This window comes from Marinomonas mediterranea MMB-1 (genome assembly GCF_000192865.1).
Lineage (GTDB): Bacteria > Pseudomonadota > Gammaproteobacteria > Pseudomonadales > Marinomonadaceae > Marinomonas > Marinomonas mediterranea.
The window spans coordinates 3,343,219-3,364,284 of record NC_015276.1 but is presented as its reverse complement, the minus strand read 5'-3'; the positions used below and the strand labels follow the sequence as shown (position 1 = coordinate 3,364,284).

Annotated in this window: 16 protein-coding genes; 12 read left to right on the top strand and 4 right to left on the bottom strand. The window is 45.6% G+C overall.

Features of this window, described 5'->3' with window-relative positions; genetic code table 11:
* Window positions 1-81 precede the first annotated feature (81 nt).
* Window positions 82-1,014 (top strand): LysR substrate-binding domain-containing protein, encoded by a 933-nt coding sequence (locus MARME_RS15380; RefSeq protein ID WP_013662182.1) that lies wholly within the window; start codon window positions 82-84, stop codon window positions 1,012-1,014.
* 56 nt (window positions 1,015-1,070) lie between these two features.
* Here the strand turns inward: MARME_RS15380 and MARME_RS15375 are convergent, their stop codons facing one another.
* Window positions 1,071-1,730, bottom strand: a complete 660-nt coding sequence (locus MARME_RS15375) for a putative 2OG-Fe(II) oxygenase (protein ID WP_013662181.1) — start codon at window positions 1,728-1,730, stop codon at window positions 1,071-1,073.
* A 252-nt stretch (window positions 1,731-1,982) separates the two neighbouring features.
* Between MARME_RS15375 and MARME_RS15370 the strand changes: the two genes are divergently transcribed.
* The 11 genes from MARME_RS15370 to MARME_RS15320 all read left to right on the top strand — a co-directional run bounded on the left by MARME_RS15370 (window position 1,983) and on the right by MARME_RS15320 (window position 17,065).
* Window positions 1,983-2,429 carry a hypothetical protein gene (locus tag MARME_RS15370; protein ID WP_013662180.1) on the top strand — a complete coding sequence of 149 codons (447 nt, stop codon included), beginning with the start codon at window positions 1,983-1,985 and terminating at the stop codon, window positions 2,427-2,429.
* A gap of 6 nt (window positions 2,430-2,435) precedes the next feature.
* Complete coding sequence (locus MARME_RS15365) at window positions 2,436-3,674, top strand: hypothetical protein (protein WP_013662179.1); 1,239 nt, start codon at window positions 2,436-2,438, stop codon at window positions 3,672-3,674.
* Window positions 3,671-4,723: a DUF2169 family type VI secretion system accessory protein gene (locus tag MARME_RS15360; RefSeq protein ID WP_013662178.1), complete on the top strand. Its 1,053-nt coding sequence runs from the start codon at window positions 3,671-3,673 to the stop codon at window positions 4,721-4,723. The genes MARME_RS15365 and MARME_RS15360 overlap by 4 nt, the downstream gene beginning before the upstream one ends.
* Entirely contained in the window at window positions 4,689-5,729 is a 1,041-nt protein-coding gene (locus MARME_RS15355; protein ID WP_013662177.1) for a hypothetical protein, read from the top strand. Before MARME_RS15360 ends, MARME_RS15355 begins: the two co-directional genes overlap by 35 nt.
* Window positions 5,719-6,249: a DUF4150 domain-containing protein gene (locus MARME_RS15350; RefSeq protein WP_013662176.1), complete on the top strand. Its 531-nt coding sequence runs from the start codon at window positions 5,719-5,721 to the stop codon at window positions 6,247-6,249. The genes MARME_RS15355 and MARME_RS15350 overlap by 11 nt, the downstream gene beginning before the upstream one ends.
* 40 nt (window positions 6,250-6,289) lie before the next feature.
* A complete protein-coding gene (locus tag MARME_RS22590; RefSeq protein ID WP_013662175.1) occupies window positions 6,290-10,447 on the top strand; it encodes a toxin VasX in 4,158 nt (1,385 codons plus the stop codon).
* A 34-nt stretch (window positions 10,448-10,481) separates the two neighbouring features.
* Window positions 10,482-12,401 carry a TMEM134/230 family protein gene (locus MARME_RS15340; RefSeq protein WP_013662174.1) on the top strand — a complete coding sequence of 640 codons (1,920 nt, stop codon included), beginning with the start codon at window positions 10,482-10,484 and terminating at the stop codon, window positions 12,399-12,401.
* Window positions 12,402-12,485: 84 nt separating this feature from the next.
* On the top strand, window positions 12,486-12,779 hold the full coding sequence (locus tag MARME_RS15335) for a hypothetical protein (protein ID WP_013662173.1): 294 nt from the start codon (window positions 12,486-12,488) through the stop codon (window positions 12,777-12,779).
* A 34-nt stretch (window positions 12,780-12,813) separates the two neighbouring features.
* Window positions 12,814-14,733 (top strand): hypothetical protein, encoded by a 1,920-nt coding sequence (locus MARME_RS15330; protein ID WP_013662172.1) that lies wholly within the window; start codon window positions 12,814-12,816, stop codon window positions 14,731-14,733.
* 33 nt (window positions 14,734-14,766) lie between these two features.
* Window positions 14,767-15,111, top strand: a complete 345-nt coding sequence (locus MARME_RS15325) for a hypothetical protein (RefSeq protein ID WP_013662171.1) — start codon at window positions 14,767-14,769, stop codon at window positions 15,109-15,111.
* 34 nt (window positions 15,112-15,145) lie between these two features.
* A complete protein-coding gene (locus MARME_RS15320; protein WP_013662170.1) occupies window positions 15,146-17,065 on the top strand; it encodes a hypothetical protein in 1,920 nt (639 codons plus the stop codon).
* 251 nt (window positions 17,066-17,316) lie between these two features.
* Here MARME_RS15320 and MARME_RS15315 read toward each other — a convergent pair whose 3' ends face one another.
* The 3 genes from MARME_RS15315 to MARME_RS15305 all read right to left on the bottom strand — a co-directional run bounded on the left by MARME_RS15315 (window position 17,317) and on the right by MARME_RS15305 (window position 21,053).
* On the bottom strand, window positions 17,317-19,332 hold the full coding sequence (locus MARME_RS15315; protein WP_013662169.1) for a methyl-accepting chemotaxis protein: 2,016 nt from the start codon (window positions 19,330-19,332) through the stop codon (window positions 17,317-17,319).
* Window positions 19,333-19,435: 103 nt separating this feature from the next.
* The gene (gene holA / locus MARME_RS15310; RefSeq protein WP_013662168.1) at window positions 19,436-20,476 is read right to left on the bottom strand and encodes a DNA polymerase III subunit delta; all 1,041 of its coding nucleotides are present in this window, start codon (window positions 20,474-20,476) and stop codon (window positions 19,436-19,438) included.
* Between the two features lie 40 nt (window positions 20,477-20,516).
* Complete coding sequence (locus tag MARME_RS15305) at window positions 20,517-21,053, bottom strand: LPS-assembly lipoprotein LptE (RefSeq protein ID WP_013662167.1); 537 nt, start codon at window positions 21,051-21,053, stop codon at window positions 20,517-20,519.
* Window positions 21,054-21,066 lie beyond the last annotated feature (13 nt).

Here is a 21,066-nt window from a genome sequence, read left to right as displayed (position 1 = left end):
ATTCTAGTTACATCACGATATACTCTCCATCGATTTGTTCTAAACATAATCTATAGCTTTGCTAAAGAGAGGTTGATTTAAATGGCTGATTACCTTCCCCTTCGAGCGCTTAAAGCATTTGAAGCGACGGCTAGACTTGGGAGTTTTAAAAAAGCCGCTGATGAACTGCATGTAACGACTGGGGCAGTGAGTCAGCAAGTGAAAACCTTGGAAGACATTTTAGGTGTCAAGCTTTTCCATCGGCTGCACCACAGCTTAGAATTGACCGATGCTGCTAAAGCTGGCTTTGGCAAAATCGAGTCTGGCTTTGATCTACTCAATGATGCCATGCAGTCAATTCGAGATTGCGATACACAAGCGGCGCTGAAAGTATGGGTCGCTCCTTCATTCGCGAGCAAATTTTTACTCCCCAAGCTGAAGCACTTTTCAAACCTGTATCCAAATACCGATTTATCCGTATTTGCGAGCGACATTATGATTGGCTCAGGCGAAGCTGCCGGAATGATTCCCGCTAAGTCATTTCATAAGAAAGACATTGATATCGGTATTTTTTATGGCAGAAGTGAGTTTAAAGATTATCGGGCCGATAAATTGTTTGGTGTTGATATTGTTCCTCTGTGCAGCCCGACATTAATTTGCGATTCAGGGCATCCCTTACAAAACGTCGAAGATATGATGTTTCATAGTCTAATACACGATGATACGGCCAACGAAGGGCGACCAGATTGGAATGGGTGGCTTAGACTAGCGGGCGTTCATCATATCAACGCGGATCACGGTATTCGGTTCAACCAAGTATCGCTTGCGCTCGACGCAGCGGTCGACGGGCAAGGTATCGTGCTCGGAATAAAGCAATTGGCGGAACAAGAGCTCAAAAACGGACAACTTGTCATTCCGTTTGGGCCAGAGGTTACGTTGGATTACGCTTATTACATTGTCAGTTTAAAAGATACTCAAAACGAACCTAGTATCCGAGCATTTCGTGAATGGTTACTGGAATTGACGACGGGATAATAAAGATGCCATCTGACGGTTGACATCTCTGGCGGCTGGCAAGTGCCAGCGAAAACCTAATACAACTCGGTAATACTGTTAAAGGCGATAACGATGCGGTCTTGTTTTCCAAAGTAAGGCAGCGCCGAATGCTTAAGATAGGACGGAAACAGGACCACTTGTCCGGATTGAGGCGTGATATCCCAAACGCCATGTCCTCCGATGTAGGCAGTAGCAGGGTCTCCAAAGTGATCGGCGTTGACTCTCGGATCATAAAAGCGATTTTTTCCGCCTATGCTGTCTGTCTCCGACGTGTTTCCTGGATCGAGGTAATAAATACCACACCATGAACAATTTGGGTGGGAATGCATATCATGATAACCGCCGCTTTTCGTTACGTGATACCATGACTCTATAATATGGCTCTCCGCTTCTGCCCCGTCTGGCCAAAATGTCTGATTTAAGTCGGTTACGACCTCTAGAATAGCCTCTTCCAATAACCTGCGAAGCTCCATTACCGTCGGATCTTCACTGTCTAAAAAGTCAAACGTGCTTTCGCTTAAATTATGCTTGGCTGTCTCAGCGACCAAACTGTCGATGGCGCGACCTTGTTGTTTTTCTGAATGTCGAATGTGCGTGATGAGATCGTCTTTTAAAAAGTCGTGATCGGGTAACGTAAACGAAAACAGGGGCGTTGCCCAAATATCCTGAGCGTCGATGTGAGCGTTGTCTGACATAGGTGAATTAACCGTGAGTAGGGAGTGAGAACGCGATGGATAATAGCTCGATTTGCATAAAAGTGCACGTAGAGTAAGTGAGCCTATCTGCCACCTTTTTAGTCAATGAGGTTTAAGAGTGTGCCTTTAAGCCGAGTTGACACTCGATCGCTTCCTTTCTATACTGCGCCCCAAATTTCGGTGCTAAAACACCACATTGATTTTAGATAAAGATGAGCAGGAACGCTCATAAAAATCATTAAGGGAATATTCATGTCTGTTAGTACAAGTCCAATTGTCCTATCTCAATCGAAAGTAAAAAGCAGCTGCCTGACTAAAATCGCCTCCGTCTCACCGAATGGAAATATCACCGTATGGCTTTCGCAAAAGCAAGTTGATGTGCTTTATTGCGCCCGCGGGCTTCCCGAGCTACAAGTGGAAGACTGGGTTATTATCGACGAAACGGAAGAGGGATCTGTCATCATTCGTGATGTGATTGACAACATTCACGGCCGCCGTGGTGGCGTGATGGAATATACCGAAGAGGAAGGCCACGCGCAGGTGAGTATGCCTAAACATGTTGACCGCTTAACCGTCGCTTTGGGGGATGCCCGAATAGAACTTAATCGCAACGGTAACCTTCGACTAAATGGAAAAAATATTCTGAGTGAATCCTCAGGGTTGCATCAGTTGTCCGGTCAACCCGTAAGTTTGAACTAAACGCTCGTGATTAATCAAGATCTGCTTTTTCAGAAGCATTTGGCGGGGGCGGAGTCGCTTATAAATCGACGAGCACGTTTGCTCAAAAAGGCGTGTAACGGCGCTCAGCACCAGGCAACTCGACAAAAGCTGATAGGTCATCTTAGCTATCTCGGAGATTTCCCTAATGAGATAGATTTCACGGACGCCAAAACGATAACGTGCCAGCTTTGTGTACTCGCATTGCAACCTCGATTCAGCCGTGAGGTTGAACGTGTCGCAACTGAGCTAACAGAAGCGAACGTCTTTGATCATTTAACTCTGGTTTTCGAAGCGATAGACATTACCGGTTTTACCCTTTGGAAGGCCGTACTTCAATATATCATTTTGCGATCTCTTCTTCCCGACGACGTCTCTTGGAAACTTGTTGCTCGTTTTTCACCATTGCTGGAACCAAGCTCATTAGTAAGCCCGACTAAAGGGGTGTTGTTCTATCCGGGGCAGCTTTCTGCGTTGGCCTGTCAATCTACCTTTGTCGTAGACAGTATGCTTAATCCAGCGTTTCAGTTAATCGGAGAGCAAGCGTTCGAAGCCGATTTGTATTGGTTTGCGCTACGGCTCAATAAGTCAGGACATCATCAAACTAGTGAATTTATGCGCCGATGGTTAGACGTGGTGCCAGGGTCTCCTTGGGCATTAAGAGCCAGTATTGTATCTGGACGAGCAGAGTTTGCGTCTGCGCTACATCAAGCAGTGAAGAATGAGAATATAGAAGCGGTTGAGTTGGCCTTACATGGTTGCCCTGAGCACCTCGTTTTTTGTCTTGAACTGTTAAAGCTCCCCCGCTTCAATAAGCAGGCCGCAGAACTGTGGGAAAGGTTAACTGCGACACCATTGACAAAGAGAGCTCGCATTCAGACGGTGGGAAGCAACTCTGATGCCGATGCATCAGGAGATCACGTCTCAACCAGTAATGGAGGCGGAAACGTAGAGAAGGTTGGAGATGATGCTGGAGATGAGGTCGGAGAGTGGGCATGTCCAGACGACGCCGAGAAACAGTATCGTCAACTTGATCCAAGCCTAGCGTACTGGCGAGGTCAGCCTTTCAGTCAAAAAGCCTTAGTGATAGAGAGCTTGCATTCCTACGGCGCTCACAGCGAGCGGATGTTACATACGGTATGGGCACACTGCCAAACGAATTTTGTCTGTCTTCCCAATGAACCTAACCGTCAGCGGCAGGCGAGACTGAAAGAGGTTGCGACATGATTGAAGTACTCCCGCAGGGAGGTTTGCAGGCACAGGCGTTTCAAAGCTGGAATGCAACAGGCGAGAAAATCTGGGTAGTGGCCGTAAAAGCGTCTTATGCATACGATTTGGATGGCAGTGTTACTTGTCTAGAAACAAGCGAACCGTTAACACCTGCAGACCGATACCCAGAAGATGACCCTGCTAATTTTGCCCTCAATGCGACAACGGATTTAGTACCCTTTAAAAAAGGCGCTGAAATACTGTTGTATGCACACGCATACAGTGAGCAGCCAACCCATCGAATTCTTGTAAAAGCTGAGCTGAAAACCGTACGAGAGCATTGGCAAAAGCAATTGGTCGTCATTGGCCCCCGCTATTGGCGACGACGCCTTCTAGATTATTATCCGAGTAACCCTGAGCTCATTACAGAATTGCCAGTGTCATATGAGTACGCATTTGGAGGGAAGAATCCACACAAGGAGCACGATGTGTATCTTGCTAACCCTGTAGGGCGAGGGTACGTTGCTCGAGGCAAGGCCAAAGGTAATCCGTTGCCGCAAGTTGAGCATTTGAATGATCTCATTAAGAAACCTCGATATAAAGCCGTTCCATATGGTTTCGGGCCGATCGGGTTGCATTGGGAGAGTCGATATAAACTGTTTCCCGAGATTGATGAGCGAGCGCTTCATGAAGGAGAGTTTCCCTATCGAGCGGCTTTGCCTAAGGCGCTTTATAATTCTGCGCCCAAAGATCAACAGTTGGAAAACACCTTGATTGGCATGGTAAGTGTCAAGCTAACAGGTATGACCAAGGGGCTATCCGCCACTGAGTCATTAACATTGCCCCTGCATATTCCGAGCATAGAGTGTCAGATGATCACCCGCCAGCAAACTCAGACGACGGACTTACAGGCTGATACCTTGATTATTGATACAAAGGAAAAGCGTTTGCATCTGGTGTATCGCCACTCAATGGCAGGGTTTTCAGAACGGTTCCAAGTACAAGCCGCTGTAAAAATTAAGGATGAAGAACATGAGTGCGAGTCACTGGTACATAAAAGCTGCTAGTGCTTGTACGGGGCAGGGCGTAACCCCCGCTCAAATCTATGCAGGCGTTCAGACGACGAGCAGTCGTGTAGTTCCATGTTCGTCTTTAACGGTGAATTTCGAAGGAGTCGTTACCTCAAGCCTAGTTTGTCCTGTGAATGATGATGTGATCGAGCCAGGTAGTCGTTGTGCTGTTCTAGCAGCACAGGCACTGAGTGAGTTTGCTAAAACGTGCGACGTCATGCCCATGGAAGGTGCCATTGCACTTCAACTTGGTAGTACCGTACAGCACGACACGTTTATGGAGGACCTAAACAACGCGCTATTTCAGCTTGGCCTGCAGGATATCGGCAACCGATTAGACTCGTTAGAAAAGGTTTTTATAAGCCAGCCGGAAGATTGGTCCAAATTAGAAGCATTTGAAGAGGTTATTTGGTTGAGCGTCGATAGTTTGTTAAACCGAACAAGCATTGATGTATTAGAAGACCATATTGCCAATGAAATATACCCTGAAGGCATTGTTCCAGGTGAAGCGTCTGCCATTTTATGGCTTAGCAAGTTTAATGAAAGCATGTATAACATAGACAAAGCTAACATGGACAATAACCAAGAAGAGTCATATAAAAACAGGTCTTACATAGATGAGCGTTTTGCAAGGCTGAGGGTGTATCAGAGTAGTTGGCGTCGTTTGGAGGAACTACATAGCGACCATGCTGAGATTGAGCCACTGCAGCACCTAATGGTGAACTCTGTCAGTGCCTTACCCAAACAACAAAGTGCTTGGTATCAATGGATTGGACGGCTGAAATTGACTGATACTCAAGCGATTGAACAGGCGCCTCACCTTTGGTTAGCGCGCAGTTTTGGTTACGTAGGCGTCGCCAGCGCAAGTATTGGAGTACTGTGTGCGCTGGGTTATTTAACCTTGTCGTTAGCGACCACAACAAGCGCTTGGTTGGTTGACGCTCAGCTCCCGCAAGGCTATCACCTATATAAGATTGAGCAAGGAAAGCAAGATGTCGAATAATGTTTTGATAAATGGCAGGACGGCGGTGCACGCCGGTTCAAATGGCACTGTAATGGCGATTGACGTTTGTCTAACACAGGTTGGTCCGCCCGTTGTGCCGATCCCCTATATGAATGCCTCACAAAGTGCAGATGCAGATAAAACCGCAGACAGTGTCAAAATAAACGGTAATCCAGCGTGTCACGTTAAATCGGTTTTCGCGAAAAGCAGTGGCGATGAAGCGGGCAACCGCAAAGGAATTGTTTCTGGCAAAATCAGTGGCGAAGCCTGTTTTATGTCCAGCTCGTTTGATGTACTCATCGAAGGAGAGCCTGCGGTTCGCGCCATGGATTTGATGGTGTCGAATGCCCAAAACACCCCCCCTATGCCGCTTATGCAAGCGGTCGGTATGCCTGCTCTAGCGGCCACAGTGACTGCTCCAGAAGAACTAGAAACCATTACAACTAACGTAATCAGCATTGATCAATACAGCGACGGAAACGCAAGCGGGTACACGCAAGCAGAAGAGCCCTCTGAATAGAGTAGTCGATATAAAGCGATAAATATAAGGACATAGCAACATGGTACAAAGCTTAGCGCTAGCTTCCTCTGGAAAAGTAACCGAAGACCCAAGACTTCGGGAAATGGTTATGGAAAATGTCACAGAAGGCGAGAAAAAATTATCGCTTATATTTCGTGACGACAAACACGGGCACAATAAGATTCCGCTTTATCGAGGGATTCCCGTCCCCAAAGAGGAGCCGCAAGAAACCCAGCAAGTCGCACTGGTGCCAGCTTACTTTGCTTTTCGTGATTACGACACAATCGACCCTGAACGAGAACAATACAACAGGCCGCTAAGAGATGGGTGGCTGTATATTTACCTGAATGGGTATCTTTGGCGAGAGTTACAGGTCGTTAGTGAAGGCCAAACAGGTTGTCACTACCGAGATGTTAATTTGGCCTACGAGAGACGATCCTACCCAAGAGCCGCTACCGGCGAAGTTTGTCGAGAAGTGGTGCTCCCCGCACGTATTAATGACGAAGATGCGGTTGTTCAGGTGGGTTTTTCTGAGCAGCAATGGAGCTGGGAGCGGATTGACCAACTTGGTGGAATGAACGACGAAGACCCGCGCCAGAACTACCCAAATGAGGGACGCGAGCGTGCCGTAACCTCCTACAGTGATGAGTTTTGTGAAAAACAGCGCACTCAGCGCCTTACGCTTTTGGAACACCTTAGCGCTTATAGAATGCATTTCGAAGGGCTTGATGAAAGCAGCCCAATACGGCTTAGAGAATCCGAAGAGTTCGACCCCGAATACCGCAAGCACATATTGCTGCAACTACAGCAGAGTGTGCCATTCGTGGTTATTGAGGACGCAATTGGTCAAGCGAGGTACTACGCAGAAGCTCAGTCAGAAATGATTGATTTGCTCAGTAGTTTGGTAAAGACCATGACCAATGCGGAGTTGCCAGCGGATGCTCACCCACTGCATCGTAAAAACGCCGATGAGCTTCGTCAAAAAGTGGCGGACTGCCGTCTGGCGACCTTGCTGAATCAGCACTACTTTGCCCCCATCGATCAGCAACTCCAGAGAGACGATTTGAGTGAAGATGAGCGCGAAGCATTGGATAAACGCGTAGAAGAACGTGAATTGCTGGACAAAAATCTGATGCAAGACACCCTCAATGCTCAAGCGTGCGATGACATTATTTTTAAAGCATTAGAGTATCGAAGAGCATTGATCGAGGTGTTAGACAGCCCAAAATTATTAGCTGCCCTGCACGACTTTCATTCGCTCGAACGGGCGCATTGGTTTTGTTTGCTTCACCTCATGAGTGATCTTATTGAGCGCCTCAGTCAGCCCGTCGCGCTTGCTTATAAAGACCTCTTTTTGGATCTCGATGACTACGCCCTGCATCTTGAGAATGATCTCGGCGTCGAGTTCATCAGACGCTTAACGGGCACTCATCTCACTCTTGAACCCCACCCTATAAAGAGCCTGCTTTTCCCCAAACTCAAAGGCGACCAAGACGATCCATTAGCCATTGATATGACAACGCCAGCGCCAGACGCGTTGCAATTCGACCCCAACAAAAGCCAAACCACCATGGCAGGGTTAAAAGGCGGTGAGTACTTAAACTGGCCTCCCATAAAGGTAAACGGTCGCACGGTGAATATGCAGGAGTTTGTCAGCCAAGCCCTTGCTCGCTTTACATTAAGTTTGGCGACGGTACCGCCTTTGCCAGAACAAGCACACCCTGCAGAAAGTACGATGCTGCAGGCGTGGCGTTTTATGGGGCATGCTGTCCATGCCTATGGCGCTAGGGTCTCGGAAAAAGCGCACGCTAACGTCAGCAGTATACAAAATGCTGAGATTGAAATAGGTAGCTCCAAAGAGAAGATAGCTGAAGAAAAAGCAAAGCGTTCAGGTAATCAAAAGAGGTTCGAAGAATTAAGTCAAAAACAGGGTGAGTTGAATAAAAAGATTAACGAAGCAAAGAAGAGCCTTAAGGATAGTCAAAATAACCTTGCTGATGCCCAATCCTATCGAAAGCAAAACTTGGAAGGCTACGGCAGCATCGAAAAGCTGAAAAACGCCAATATCGTGGCATACAGTCGAGTCCTTGTGCTAGACGAGCAAATCGCTTTGCTAGCAGAAGAGCAAACAGGCTTACGTAGGGAAATAAGCCACACTCAACAAAAACAACAGCAGGTTAATAATGCTTTAAAAAACGTCGACACCCAAATTCAGGCGTTAAAGCAGTCTAAAGGGGTGTTAAGTGCCAGTACCCTTAAAAGCGTGCGTAACCTCAAAAAACACAATGCCAGTGTCGCGAGTTTGTATGCCTTAATGGCGGGCGATCAGCTGGAAGTCTTGCATATTTCGCACAACGACCTGCTGGCGGATCGCATACCAGATGGGCTAATGCCCATGAGCATGCCAGGCCGTCTTAAACGCCTAGAAGAGATGCTCGACATTGCAAAACGTTTTAAAAACCACAAGGGGGAGTGGGCTAACGTTGAGATCGATGCGAATCGACAGGTGCGTGTACCAGTAGACCTGGCCATTAATGACATGGATCGGTTGCAACAGTATCTCGCCTACATCACACACAGTCAGCTCGATGACGTCGTCAAAGACAGTCAAAGCCGTGTGAAACAAGTGGCTTTAAAGATGGGGGCGATTTCCGATGAACGAGCAAAAGTGAGTGACGAAATCGCAGAGAATGAGAAACGGGCCAAGAGAATTGAAAACAATGAAAAGCGCCTCGCCGAGATAGAAAAGCAGATAACACGAGACAAGCAAGGCGTCTACCACTTGGGTGCAATGAGCAGTGGCAATGGCAAGGTGCTTACGGAGACTCAGAACCTAATCGATAAAAGCAGTAACAAAATTCTCGAACTGGAAGGCACGATAGAAAAATACCAAGGCATTCTTGATCAGGGGCATTTACAACGGCACTTTAAAGGTCGGATGAACACTCTGATGTACCTCAATGGCGGCATGATGGTCTTTGAGTCATACAATCTCAGCTCAGCGGCGGAGTCGTTTATAGACGATAGAAGTTACCGTAAGTTTATCGACTTTGGCAGTGCACTGATCGACTTCGCCGCGACGCTTTTTTCTGCCATACAATATGTCCATGAAGCCAAATACGGCACCGCTAAGCAGATTAAAAAGCGATTATACGGTTCACAAGCTGATACTCAAAAGTTTGTCAAAACCTTGGCGGTCGATGAAAAAATTCTTTCACGAAGTGTCAGAATTCAAACTTTTTCGATTGGCTTTAACGCTGCCTCAGGTGTACTGAGTGCGATCATCAGTGGCATTGATGGCTACAATCGCTGGCTGGTTGGAGACAAAGATGCAGCGATGGCTTACGGGCTCACCAGTATTGGTTTTGTGATGACCGCAGCGGCAGCATTGCCTATGCTGGCTAGTATGGCCTTGACGTTAAACATAGCAGGCTTTTTACTGATTGCAGGTGGTTTTGTAATGGTGTATCTATTTACCGATACACCTGCAGAATCACTGTTGAAAAACAGCCCTTTTGGAATTGACCCTGAAGCGCGTTTTAGTTCCGGTGGTGAGGGGTGGACCTTGCCATTTGGTTTAACTGAGCGCCCTTTTCTAAACTGGAAGCAAAACCGTGAGCAGGCCTACCACGAAATACTCAGTTTTTTCTATGCCCCACGTATCCAGTTTAAAGGTGAGTGGTTGATCGACAAAGAATATTGTGAGTTTACGATCAGCACGCCAGCCTTATCAAACAAAGGTCGGTATCACCTTGAAATACAAATTCAACCCGCCAATATGGAGACTTGGGTGTTGCTTGCCATGATTAACGGCGCTACCAATAATACACTGGAAGCGACCAATTCCGATTGGATTCGTTTAGAGGTTGACGGAGCACACCACCGAATTCGGCTCCACAAAAAGTTGCTGTTAACCTTTGAGCAACACACCCACAATTATGGTTGGTTCAGCCCAGCGATCGCATCAGAGTGGCATCTTAGGTTGCGTATAAAAACCTTCCCGAATGGTCCGCAAGCAACCTTGTTCCCAGGAGCAAAAACACATTATATGTTGCCTGCACCAGAGCGCGATGAGCAAGGTCGAGCGTTAATCGATGATAATCCTGTATCCGATGCAGAAGCGATGGAACACAGCTGGGTGACGATGGAGAAATCAGTGGTGAATAAATTTGAAGGACTAGGATGGAGTCAGGGATGACCAACCAAAACAACAAACAAGGTAATGGAGTGATATGAGCAATCAGGATGATTTGGATTGGATTGATCGAATAGAAAATCCCATTATGGGCAAAGTCAAAACACGTTGGCCGGATTGGCGCTGCACGCAAGAGTTCACCCCCGACACGCGCCCAGTCAGAAAGGCCGAAAAGTTACGAGGGCAAAAGGTCGAGCCACTGGCCTACTATGGTCATCACACACCGTTTACAACAAAAACAGATGGCAATCAATGGGTTATCAAGACGTCGAACAAGGTGATTGCGTATCGAGCTTATGCATTGATCGCTTTGTTTATAACAATGATTTGGTTTGGTCTATATCTTTTTGCTCTGTACCACGGAGGGAAAGACAGTCTTGGCATGCTTTACCTGAGTCTTATCTGTTTTATCCCAGCTCTCTATTGGATCATTCAAGCTCGTCGACATGGCGAAGACAAATGGGTGGTGTTTGATCGCCGTACCGGCAATGTGTGCTTTTGGGACAAAGAGGGCAAGCGCTCGCTGACGGTGCCATTTGAGCAAGTAAATTGTTATTGGACACCAGTATTTCGACGTGGACTGAGTCATAACTTTTACTTTATGCCCATGGTAAACCTACCCAATGAGCGACATCGTTGGTGGCAAGTGTATATGGGCTTTCCGAGTGATTATGCTCAGGCGCAATATTATTGGAGTGTGATCACCGCGTTTATGGACAACAGTAAACCCCTTCCGATGGTGGCGGGACTCTACCATCACCTCATTTGGATGGAAAGAAACGGCTATACCCTTGATGACATTACCCACGGCGGTAAAAGCGCCACCGAAGAGGAACTCTATGAAATCTTCGAAGAAGTCGAAGCCAAAATCGAAGTAGAAAAAGATAAAGCGCGCAACCTTTTGAAAGGAACAAAACACTTTAGTGCCTCTGCTCTGATTGATTTTTATAAACATGCACCAGGGTATGCGAATGAAGAAGTCTTAACGACTATTTCCATTTTTATCCTGCATGGCATCAGTAGTCTAAAACATAGCAGCTTGATGAGAGATGTGGATTTCATGGAGTCGCTTACTATGGAGGTCTACTGTCGTGAGATGTGTAAACTGATCCAGTTTTTTGGTCCTTTAGTGAATGCAGACATGGCCGCAAAAGGTAAGACAAAAGAGGAGGAAGGAGAAGAAGGCCAGTTCTTAGTCGATCTAAACGCCCTAGACGATATCTATTATGAAGGGCTCGATGCGGACATAGAAACGGTATTATCTGCATTTAAACGGATGATGTTCCAACCCGAGCACTTTAATGCTGACGGCATCATCGAACTCTACCAAAACAAACCCCACTTTATAGCGCACATTCTTGAGACAAGCATATTAGCTCAAGTCGAACTGGCAGTGAGAGACATGGTTGAATCAGGCGATATGATGTTTGGGTTTGAAGAGCTGATAACACGAGAACCGTATTGCAAGGAACTCAACAAGCTACTCCAGTTCTTTGGTCGTGTTAATAACGTAAATCTGGATCGAAGCAGAGTGAAAAATCCAAGCCGTTATATGGATCTCGATGCGTTGGATGCGATCGACTATGAAGGGCTCGATGCGGACATAGAAGCGGTACTGTCTTCATATAAGCGGATGGTGAGCGATGCCGAGCACTTTAAGGCTGATAGCATCATCGAACTCTACCAAAACACGTCAAACTTTATCGCGATCGTTCTTGAGCGAGAAATTCTTTCTCAAGTCAGATGGTCAGTGAGAGAGATAGTTGAGTCAGGCCGTATGATATTTGGCTTTGAAGGTAAGACAACACGAGAAGCGTATTGCAAGGAACTCAACAAGCTACTTCAATTTTTTGGTCAGATTGAGAACGCTAAGATGGAACGTGAGGGTTATACCGACCCAAATGATTACATGGATCTACATGCATTGGATGATTTGGATATGACTCCACGGCCCTAAGCGAGAACAAGACAAGCGACCAATTCCGATTGGGTTCGTTTAGAGGTTGATGGAGCGCGCCACCGAATTCGGATCCATAAAAAGTTGCTGTTAACCTTTGAGCAACACGCTCACAATTATGGTGTTTTCAGCCCAGCGATCGCATCAGAGTGGCATCTTAGGTTGCGTATAAAAACCTTCCCGAATGGTCCGCAGGCAACCTTGTTTCCAGGAGCAAAAACACACTATATGTTGCCTGCACCAGAGCGCGACGAGCAAGGTCGAGCGTTAATCGATGATAATCCTGTATCCGATACAGAAGCGATGGAACACAGCTGGGTGACGATGGAGAAATCAGTGGTGAATAAATTTGAAGGACTAGGATGGAGTCAGGGATGACCAACCAAAACAATAAACAAGGTAATGAAGTAATATGAGTAATCAGGATGATTTGGATTGGATTGATCGAATAACGAATCCTATTATGGGCAAAGTCAAAACACGTTGGCCGGATTGGAGCTGCACGCAAGAGCTCACTTCCAACACGCGCCCGGTCCGAAAGGCCGAAAAGTTACGAGGGCAAAAGGTCGAGCCATTGGCCTACTATGGTCATCACACACCATTTACAACTGATACTGACGGCAATCAATGGGTCATCATGACGTCGAATAAGGTCAATGCCTATCGAATGAATGCGTTAGGATCTTTGTTTATAACAATGATTTGGTTTGGTTTATATCTTTTTGCTCTATACCACGGAGGGAAAGACAGTCTTGGCATGCTTTACCTGAGCCTTGTTTTTTTTATCCCAGCTCTCTATTGGATCATTCAAGCTCGCCGACATGGCGAAGACAAATGGGTAGTGTTTGATCGCCGCACTGGCAATGTGTGCTTTTGGGACAAAAAGGGCAAGCGCTCGCTGACGGTGCCGTTTGAGCAAGTAAATTGTTATTGGACACCGGTATTTCGCCGTGGATTGAGTCATAACTTTTACTTTATGCCCATGGTAAACCTACCCAATGAGCGACATCGTTGGTGGCAAGTGTATATGGGCTTTCCGAGTGATTATGCTCAGGCGCAATATTTTTGGAGTGTGATTACGGCGTTTATGGACAACAGCAAACCCCTTCCTATGGTGGCTGGACTCTACCATCATCTCATTTGGATGGAGAGAAACGGCTATACCTTAGATGACATTACTCACGGCGGTAAAAGCGCCACCGAAGAGGAACTCTATGAAATCTTCGAAGAAGTCGAAGCTAAAATCGAAGTAGAAACAAATAAAGCGGACAACCTTCTGAAAGGAACAAAACACTTTAGTGCCTCTGCTCTGATTGATTTTTATAAACATGCACCGGGGTATGCGAATGAAGAAGTCTTATCGACTATTTCCATTTTTATCAAGCATGGCATCAGTAGTCTAAAACAGAGCAGCTTGATGAGAGACCTGGATTTCATTGAGTCGCTTACTATGGAGGTTTACTGTCGTGAGATGTCTAAACTGATCCAGTTTTTTGGTCCTTTAGTGAATGCGGACATGGCCGCAAAAGGCTTAATAAAAGAGGACGAAGGAGAAGAAGGTCTGTTCTTAGTCGACCTCAACGCCCTAGACGATATCTACTATGAAGGGCTTGATGCGGACATAGAAGCGGTATTATCGGCATTTAAACGGATGATGTTTCAACCCGAGCACTTTAATGCTGACGGCATCATCGAACTCTACCAAAACACACCGAGTTTTATAGCGAACATTCTTGAACGAAGAATTATAGCCCAAGTCGAACTGGCAGTGAGAGACATGGTTGAATCAGGTGATATGATGTTTGGATTTGAAGAGCGGATAACACGAGAAGCGTATTGCGAGGAGCTCAAAAAGCTGCTTCAGTTCTTTGGTCGTGTTAATAACGCGAATGTGGATCGTAACAGAGTCAAAGACCCAAGCCGCTATATGGATCTACATGCGTTGGATGCGATCGACTATGAAGGGCTTGATGCGGACATAGAAGCGGTACTGTCTTCATATAAGCGGATAGTGAGCGATGCCGAGCACTTTAAGGCTGATAGCATCATTGAACTCTACCAAAACACGTCAAACTTTATCGCGATCATTCTTGAGAGAAAAATAATAATCCAAGTCGAGTTAGCAGTGGAATACATGGTCGAATCAGGCGATATGTTGTCTGGATTTGAAGGTAAGATAACACGAGAAGCGTATTGCAAGGAATTCAACAAGTTACTTCAATTTTTTGGTCAGATTAATAATGCTGATGCTAAGCGTAAAGGCTACACAGACTCAAATTCTTACATGGATCTACATGCGTTGGATGATTTGGATGTGACTCCACGGCACTAAGCGAGAACAATACAAGCTACCAATTCCGATTGGATGCGTTTAGAGGTTGACGGAGCACACCACCGAATTCGGCTCCATAAAAAGTTGTTGTTAGCCTTTGAGCAACACACTCACAATTATGGTGTTTTCAGCCCAGCGATCGCATCAGAGTGGCACCTTAGGTTACGCATTAAAACCTTCCCGAATGGTCCGCAGGCAACCTTGTTCCCAGGAGCAAAAACACACTATATGTTGCCGGCACCAGAGCGAGACGAGCAAGGTCGAGCGTTAATAGATGATAATCCTGTATCCGATGCAGAAGCGATGGAACACAGCTGGGTGACGATGGAAAAATCAGTGGTGAATAAATTTGAAGGACTAGGGTGGAGTCAGGGATGACCAACCAAAACAACAAACAAGGTAATGAAGCGATATGAGCAATCAGGATGATTTGGATTGGATTGATCGAATAGAAAACCCCATTATGGGCAAAGTGAAAACACGTTGGCCGGATTGGAGCAGTACCCAAGAGTTAACTTCCAACACGCGCCCGGCCCGAAAGGTCGAGAAGTTACGAGGACAAAAGGTCGAGCCACTGGCCTACTATGGTCATCACACACCATTTACAACAAAAACAGATGGTAATCAATGGGTTATCAAGACATCAAACAAGGTGATTGCGTATCGAGCTTATGCATTGATCGCTTTGTTTATAACAATGATTTGGTTTGGTCTACATCTTTTTCTTTTATATCATGGAGAGACAGACCGTTTTGGCATGCTTTACCTGAGTCTTATATGCTTTATCCCAGCTCTCTATTGGATCATTCAAGCTCGTCGACATGGCGAAGACAAATGGGTGGTGTTTGATCGCCGTACCGGCAATGTGTGCTTTTGGGACAAAGAGGGCAAGCGCTCGCTGACGGTGCCGTTTGAGCAAGTAAACTGCTATTGGACACCGGTATTTCGCCGTGGACTGAGTCATAACTTCTACTTTATGCCCATGGTAAACCTACCCAATGAGCGACACCGTTGGTGGCAAGTCTATATGGGCTTTCCGAGTGATTATTCTCAGGCGCAATATTATTGGAGTGTGATCACGGCGTTTATGGACAACAGCAAACCCCTTCCGATGGTGGCTGGACTCTACCATCATCTCATTTGGATGGAAAGAAACGGCTATACCTTAGATGACATTACTCACGGCGGTAAAAGCGCCACCGAAGAGGAACTCTATGAAATCTTCGAAGAAGTCGAAGCTAAAATCGAAGTAGAAACAAATAAAGCGGACAACCTTCTGAAAGGAGCAAAACACTTTAGTGCCTCTGCTCTGATTGATTTTTATAAACATGTACCGGGGTATGCGAATGAAGAAGTTTTATCGACTATTTCCATTTTTATCCTGCATGGCATCAGTAGTCTAAGACGTAGCAGCTTGATGAGAGGTCAGGGTTTCATGGAGTTGCTTACTATGGAGGTTTACTGCCGTGAGATGTGTAAACTGATCCAGTTTTTTGGTCCTTTAGTAAATGCGGACATGGCTGCAAAAGGTAAGACAAAAGAGGAGGAAGGAGAAGAAGGCCAGTTCTTGGTCGACCTTAACGCCCTAGACGATATCTATTATGAAGGAATGGATGCCGACATTGAGACTATGTTGGCCTCATATAAGCGGATGATGTTTGAAGTCGAGCATTTTAATGCTGACGGTATCATTGAACTCTACCAAAACACACCGAGTTTTATAGCGAACATTCTTGAACGAAGAATCATATCCCAAGTTGAACTTAGAGTGAGATACATGGTTGAATCAGGTGATATGATGTTTGGATTTGAAGAGTGGATAACACGAGAAGTGTATTGCGAGGAGTTAAAAAAGCTACTTCAATTCTTTGGTCGTATTAATAACGCAAATCTGGATCGCAGCAGAGTGAAAAATCCAAGCCGCTATATGGATCTCGATGCGTTGGATGCGATCGACTATGAAGGGCTCGATGCGGACATAGAAGCGCTACTGTCTTCATATAACCGTATAGTGAGTGATGCCGAGCACTTTAAGGCAGATAGCATCATTGAACTCTACCAAAACACGTCAAACTTTATCGCGATCATTCTTGAGCGAGAAATTCTTTCTCAAGTCAGATGGTCAGTGAGAGAGATAGTTGAGTCAGGCCGAATGATATTTGGATTTGAAGGTAAGATAACACGAGAAGCGTATTGCAAGGAACTCAACAAGTTACTTCAATTTTTTGGTCAGATTGAGAACGCTAAGATGGAACGTGAGGGTTATACAGACCCAAATGATTACATGGATTTACATGCGTTGGATGATTTGGATATGACTCCACGGCACTAAGCGAGAACAATACAAGCGACCAATTTCGATTGGGTTCGCTTGGAGGTTGACGGAAAAGCGATCTGGGCAGAAGATAATTTAACCCAGATCTAAACTGACAGACATTGGTTCAAAATGAAGCAACTGCACAGATCTGGTCTGTGCTAGTACAGGTGAGGGCTCCACAGATCCGAGTCTCTACGTAAACTGCCATCACTAAATTGAAAAGTGCAGCATCCATTCGGTTTTGTGCTGCACTTTTGATAAGCCTTTTATATTGTTTGATTCGCGCTTTGTTGCAAGATGGCTAAGGTCTTAGCTTCAGAATCTATTTCTACAACGCGCCGAGACATGGCGTCTATCGCTTGAATACTTGTGTTAGCATCCAATGAGGCACTTTGTGATGATTGGCTTAGGGTTTGGATTTGCGAAGATAAGTCATGTGTATCGGTCTGCATTGAGCTCATAAAAGCGTCGATGGCTTCTACATTTGCTTCGATTAACTGAACAGCGCTGCTGACCGCATTGATGGTTTCGCTTGTCTGATCCAAGCTTTGCTGTGTCGTTTGTGACAGCTGCCGAACCTCATCAGCTACAACGGCGAACCCTCGTCCAGCCTCGCCAGCACGCGCAGCCTCGATTGCAGCGTTTAACGCGAGTAGATTTGTTTGATCCGCTATTCCAGAAATCGTGCTTAAGATGTTTAATACTTCTCTTGTATTGTCGCTAAGAGCTTCGACGCTGCTGACCATTTTCTTGCGATCTTCTTCTTGATTCGAGATTGAAACGTTAAATTGGTCAAATTTTTGTGTAACATCGGTGACGACGTCTTGTGTTTCAGACGAGTACTCGGTCACTCTGTGGAAGCTATTGGTAACGTCTTCAAGGAGTGGGCGATATTCAGACAAGCAATCGATGAGGTGCGCTTGTAATTTAGAGATTTGGCGTAGGCTATTTTGTTCAATTTTCTCAAAATAAAGGCGGAAGTCGCTGTATAGAATTGGGAAGCGTTCGACAAAACGGTCATTAAACACTTGGCCTTTTTGTAGTTTAAAAAAGAACAGCCCCGTCAGTGTTTGATTCATATGCACGCCCAAGAGTTCGCCAAACGTCGAGAGTCCGGTCGCTTTGAGATCTTTAAAGGCTGTTATCTTCGACAGGCCGGAAGCATTGTTTAGTCTGCGTAAAATACAGTCGTGGGCAATCATTGCGACAGGAGAGCTTGGTTTTTCACGCATAAATTGATCGAACGCGGACTGTGTAGAAGCGGCAAAGTCGCCCGCTTTCACGAGGATTAACTCGTCACCGAAGTTCAAATCACAGAAAAAGTGCACGATTTTGTTCTCTGCGTCGATCGATGCGACAGACCGAATGTAAAGCTCATTATCGATCTCAATCGCGAAAGAATGACCAACGAGTTTGGTCTCAAGTTGCTCTACTGAGCACTTAAAATAAGCACACAGCTCATCGACGAGGTTTGAAACATTCCCCGACTTATCGAGTACCGAGGTAACGGTTCGTGTAAGAGGGTTTGCCTCCGCAACCATAAACGAAGCCTGGGTTTTCGAAAAATTATGCGTGTTGAGAATGCCGTATCGGCAATCTTCCGACAGCTTAATGAAAACGGCAATTGCACTGTTAGGGGTAACGGCTTGGCCGTTGTAAAGGCTCGCGTCTTTGAAGTCGAGCTTTCCTCCTGCTGACCCTCCGATAAAATAACAGGGGAACTTCCCGCTGTCGTACAACGCTTTCATAAAGAAGTTTTCGCTTGAGGAGAGCCCATCAAAATAGGTGAGTGCTAACGTATCCTGAAAGTTAACCGGAAATGCTACCGAGAGTTTTTCTATCTCAGACTTAAGACGTTCGATTCTTTCATTCTTACTTAGTTTGGGGGTTCCAAGCTTTAAATCTTCACAATGGAGAGGAATGGTTTTGATATCGACGGATTTGATGAGCGCGTCACTGAAAGATTGGAGAACAATCGTCTCCCAATGATCTCCTGTGCTTTGATAGAGGCAAGATTGTTGGCTATTCAGCTCTCCAGAAGACATTAGCCCGATGACGTTTTTGCAAAATGGCGTCGCTCTTTGAATTTGCTCCATGGTACGTTGAAAATCAACGTGAGGGGAGACAAACACAAGAATTAACTGAGTCTTTGCATTCTTAAAGCTGAGTTGATTAAAGTCTGTTGCGTTAATCTGTGATGAATCTAGCTGAAGTATTTTTGTATATTCCGGCTCTGATGTTGCTCTTGTGTTTGTACTATATTCTCTTTTAAACCAAGCCATCCAATCCTCCGGCAAGAAACATTATTTATAAGTAAATACTCTACTGTATGCTTGGAGGATGACGATGACGATGACAAATGTCAATTTTAGTGTAGATTAGACGTTACAGATTATTGATCGGGATATCCAATTCCGTCATAGCGGGTTTTTGTCCACAAAACATTAATACCATATTGCGCAATCCAATGCTGAGATCGGGGCCTTCCAACCCTTTAATGGTTTGATCTAATAGAGCGAGATAATTTTGCATGTAGGGAAGCGTGCTCGGATTATGTCTTGCGTAGGCTCGCTCATACATTGGAATGCGTTTATCCCAAATTCTCAAGCTTCGACAGGCGGCACGAAAGTCCGAGGTCTTAGATGCGTGATAAAGATCAACCAAGGTTTGAACTTCGCGATTCAACAACCAAAGTATGATAGTGGGCTCAACGCCTTCCGCAACGAGTTGGTGGAGGCAATGTAAAGCTTCTTTGATTTTGCCTGCTAAGAGGCGATCACTTAGATCATAGATACTGTAGCGACTGCTGTCTGTCACCGAGTTTGCAACGGTTTCTAAGTCTATTTGAGCGCCTTCTCCTTGGCTTAAAACCAACTTTTCTAATTCTTGAGAGATCGCAAGCAAATTACCTTCGCCCCGTTCGCAAATGAGTGCGGCGGCGTCTTGGCTAATGGTTAGACTAAACTTTTTGGCTCTTTGTTGTACCCAAGCGGGAAGCTTGTTGGTATCAATTGGCCAAATTTGTACGAAGACGCCTTGTGATTCTAACTGGCTAAACCATTTGGCTTTTTGTGTTCTTGCGTCCACTTTCGGGAAGCTTAGAAGAATGACATTGTCATCGGAAAGTGATTGACCCAGTTGAGTAAGCGCTTTGGAGTGCTTTTCACCTAATTTATCGATCTGAATATCAAATAGTCGGCGGCTTGAGAAGAGAGACAGAGCTTGTGATTCGTTGATCACATCTTGCCAGTCAAACTGTGCATCAGCGACAAAGCGTAGCCTTTCTTCTATGCCTTGCTCTTTCGCGGCTCTTCTGACGCTGTCCGCTGCTTCTTGGCACAACAGCGTCTCATCGCCAGATACGATATAGATCGGCGCAAGCCCTTTGGCGAGTTGTTGATCCAGTTGGTCTGGTCTAACTTTCAAAAGTTGATACTCTCTTCGTCTGTCCGTCTTTCATAACGCTTTACAGAGGCGCATACGCTAAATCGAAAACTAGCTGTTTTGCCAACTGCTCACTGAGTCGTTCCATCTCTTGTAAGTTATACGCAGATTTAGTGCTTTCTTCTGCATCTTGATTAGTAAGGACAGAACTGGTTTCGATGTTTCTCGGTCCATAAAGAGATTGTCCACTCTCATCACGGATGAAATAGCTGGAGGAGACAGTGCGCTGAATCTGAGTTACATCATTTGTTGTACTATTGCGTGCCAGTACGGTATCTGACGACGCCAACTTATTAATTTTTAATTCGAGAATATCTTTAAGATCAACGCTCGTATCATCTTTAGACACAAGTGTTACACCTGCTTTGGCAAGCTCGGATCTTAAAGTTCGGTCAAAGTCAGCAGAACTACTTTGAGACGTAAGAATTAGAATTTTAATCCTTTCAGGAAGCGGTGTTTGCCCACGAAGATGAAAGCCACATGCAGACAAAGAAAGTGTGATTAATGCGATCAGTAGCGTGAACTTGCCGTCCATTGAAAGCCAATTAAATGATCTCAAACTAAAAACTCCA

Coding starts and splice junctions, on each gene's coding strand:
- MARME_RS15370 (WP_013662180.1), top strand. CDS start 1,983: ATGTCTGTTAGTACAAGTCCAATTGTCCTATCTCAATCGAAAGTAAAA.
- MARME_RS15330 (WP_013662172.1), top strand. CDS start 12,814: ATGAGTAATCAGGATGATTTGGATTGGATTGATCGAATAACGAATCCT.
- MARME_RS15380 (WP_013662182.1), top strand. CDS start 82: ATGGCTGATTACCTTCCCCTTCGAGCGCTTAAAGCATTTGAAGCGACG.
- MARME_RS15350 (WP_013662176.1), top strand. CDS start 5,719: ATGTCGAATAATGTTTTGATAAATGGCAGGACGGCGGTGCACGCCGGT.
- MARME_RS15325 (WP_013662171.1), top strand. CDS start 14,767: ATGCGTTTAGAGGTTGACGGAGCACACCACCGAATTCGGCTCCATAAA.
- MARME_RS15375 (WP_013662181.1), bottom strand. CDS start 1,730: ATGTCAGACAACGCTCACATCGACGCTCAGGATATTTGGGCAACGCCC.
- MARME_RS15320 (WP_013662170.1), top strand. CDS start 15,146: ATGAGCAATCAGGATGATTTGGATTGGATTGATCGAATAGAAAACCCC.
- MARME_RS15360 (WP_013662178.1), top strand. CDS start 3,671: ATGATTGAAGTACTCCCGCAGGGAGGTTTGCAGGCACAGGCGTTTCAA.
- MARME_RS15355 (WP_013662177.1), top strand. CDS start 4,689: ATGAGTGCGAGTCACTGGTACATAAAAGCTGCTAGTGCTTGTACGGGG.
- MARME_RS15340 (WP_013662174.1), top strand. CDS start 10,482: ATGAGCAATCAGGATGATTTGGATTGGATTGATCGAATAGAAAATCCC.
- MARME_RS22590 (WP_013662175.1), top strand. CDS start 6,290: ATGGTACAAAGCTTAGCGCTAGCTTCCTCTGGAAAAGTAACCGAAGAC.
- MARME_RS15315 (WP_013662169.1), bottom strand. CDS start 19,332: ATGGCTTGGTTTAAAAGAGAATATAGTACAAACACAAGAGCAACATCA.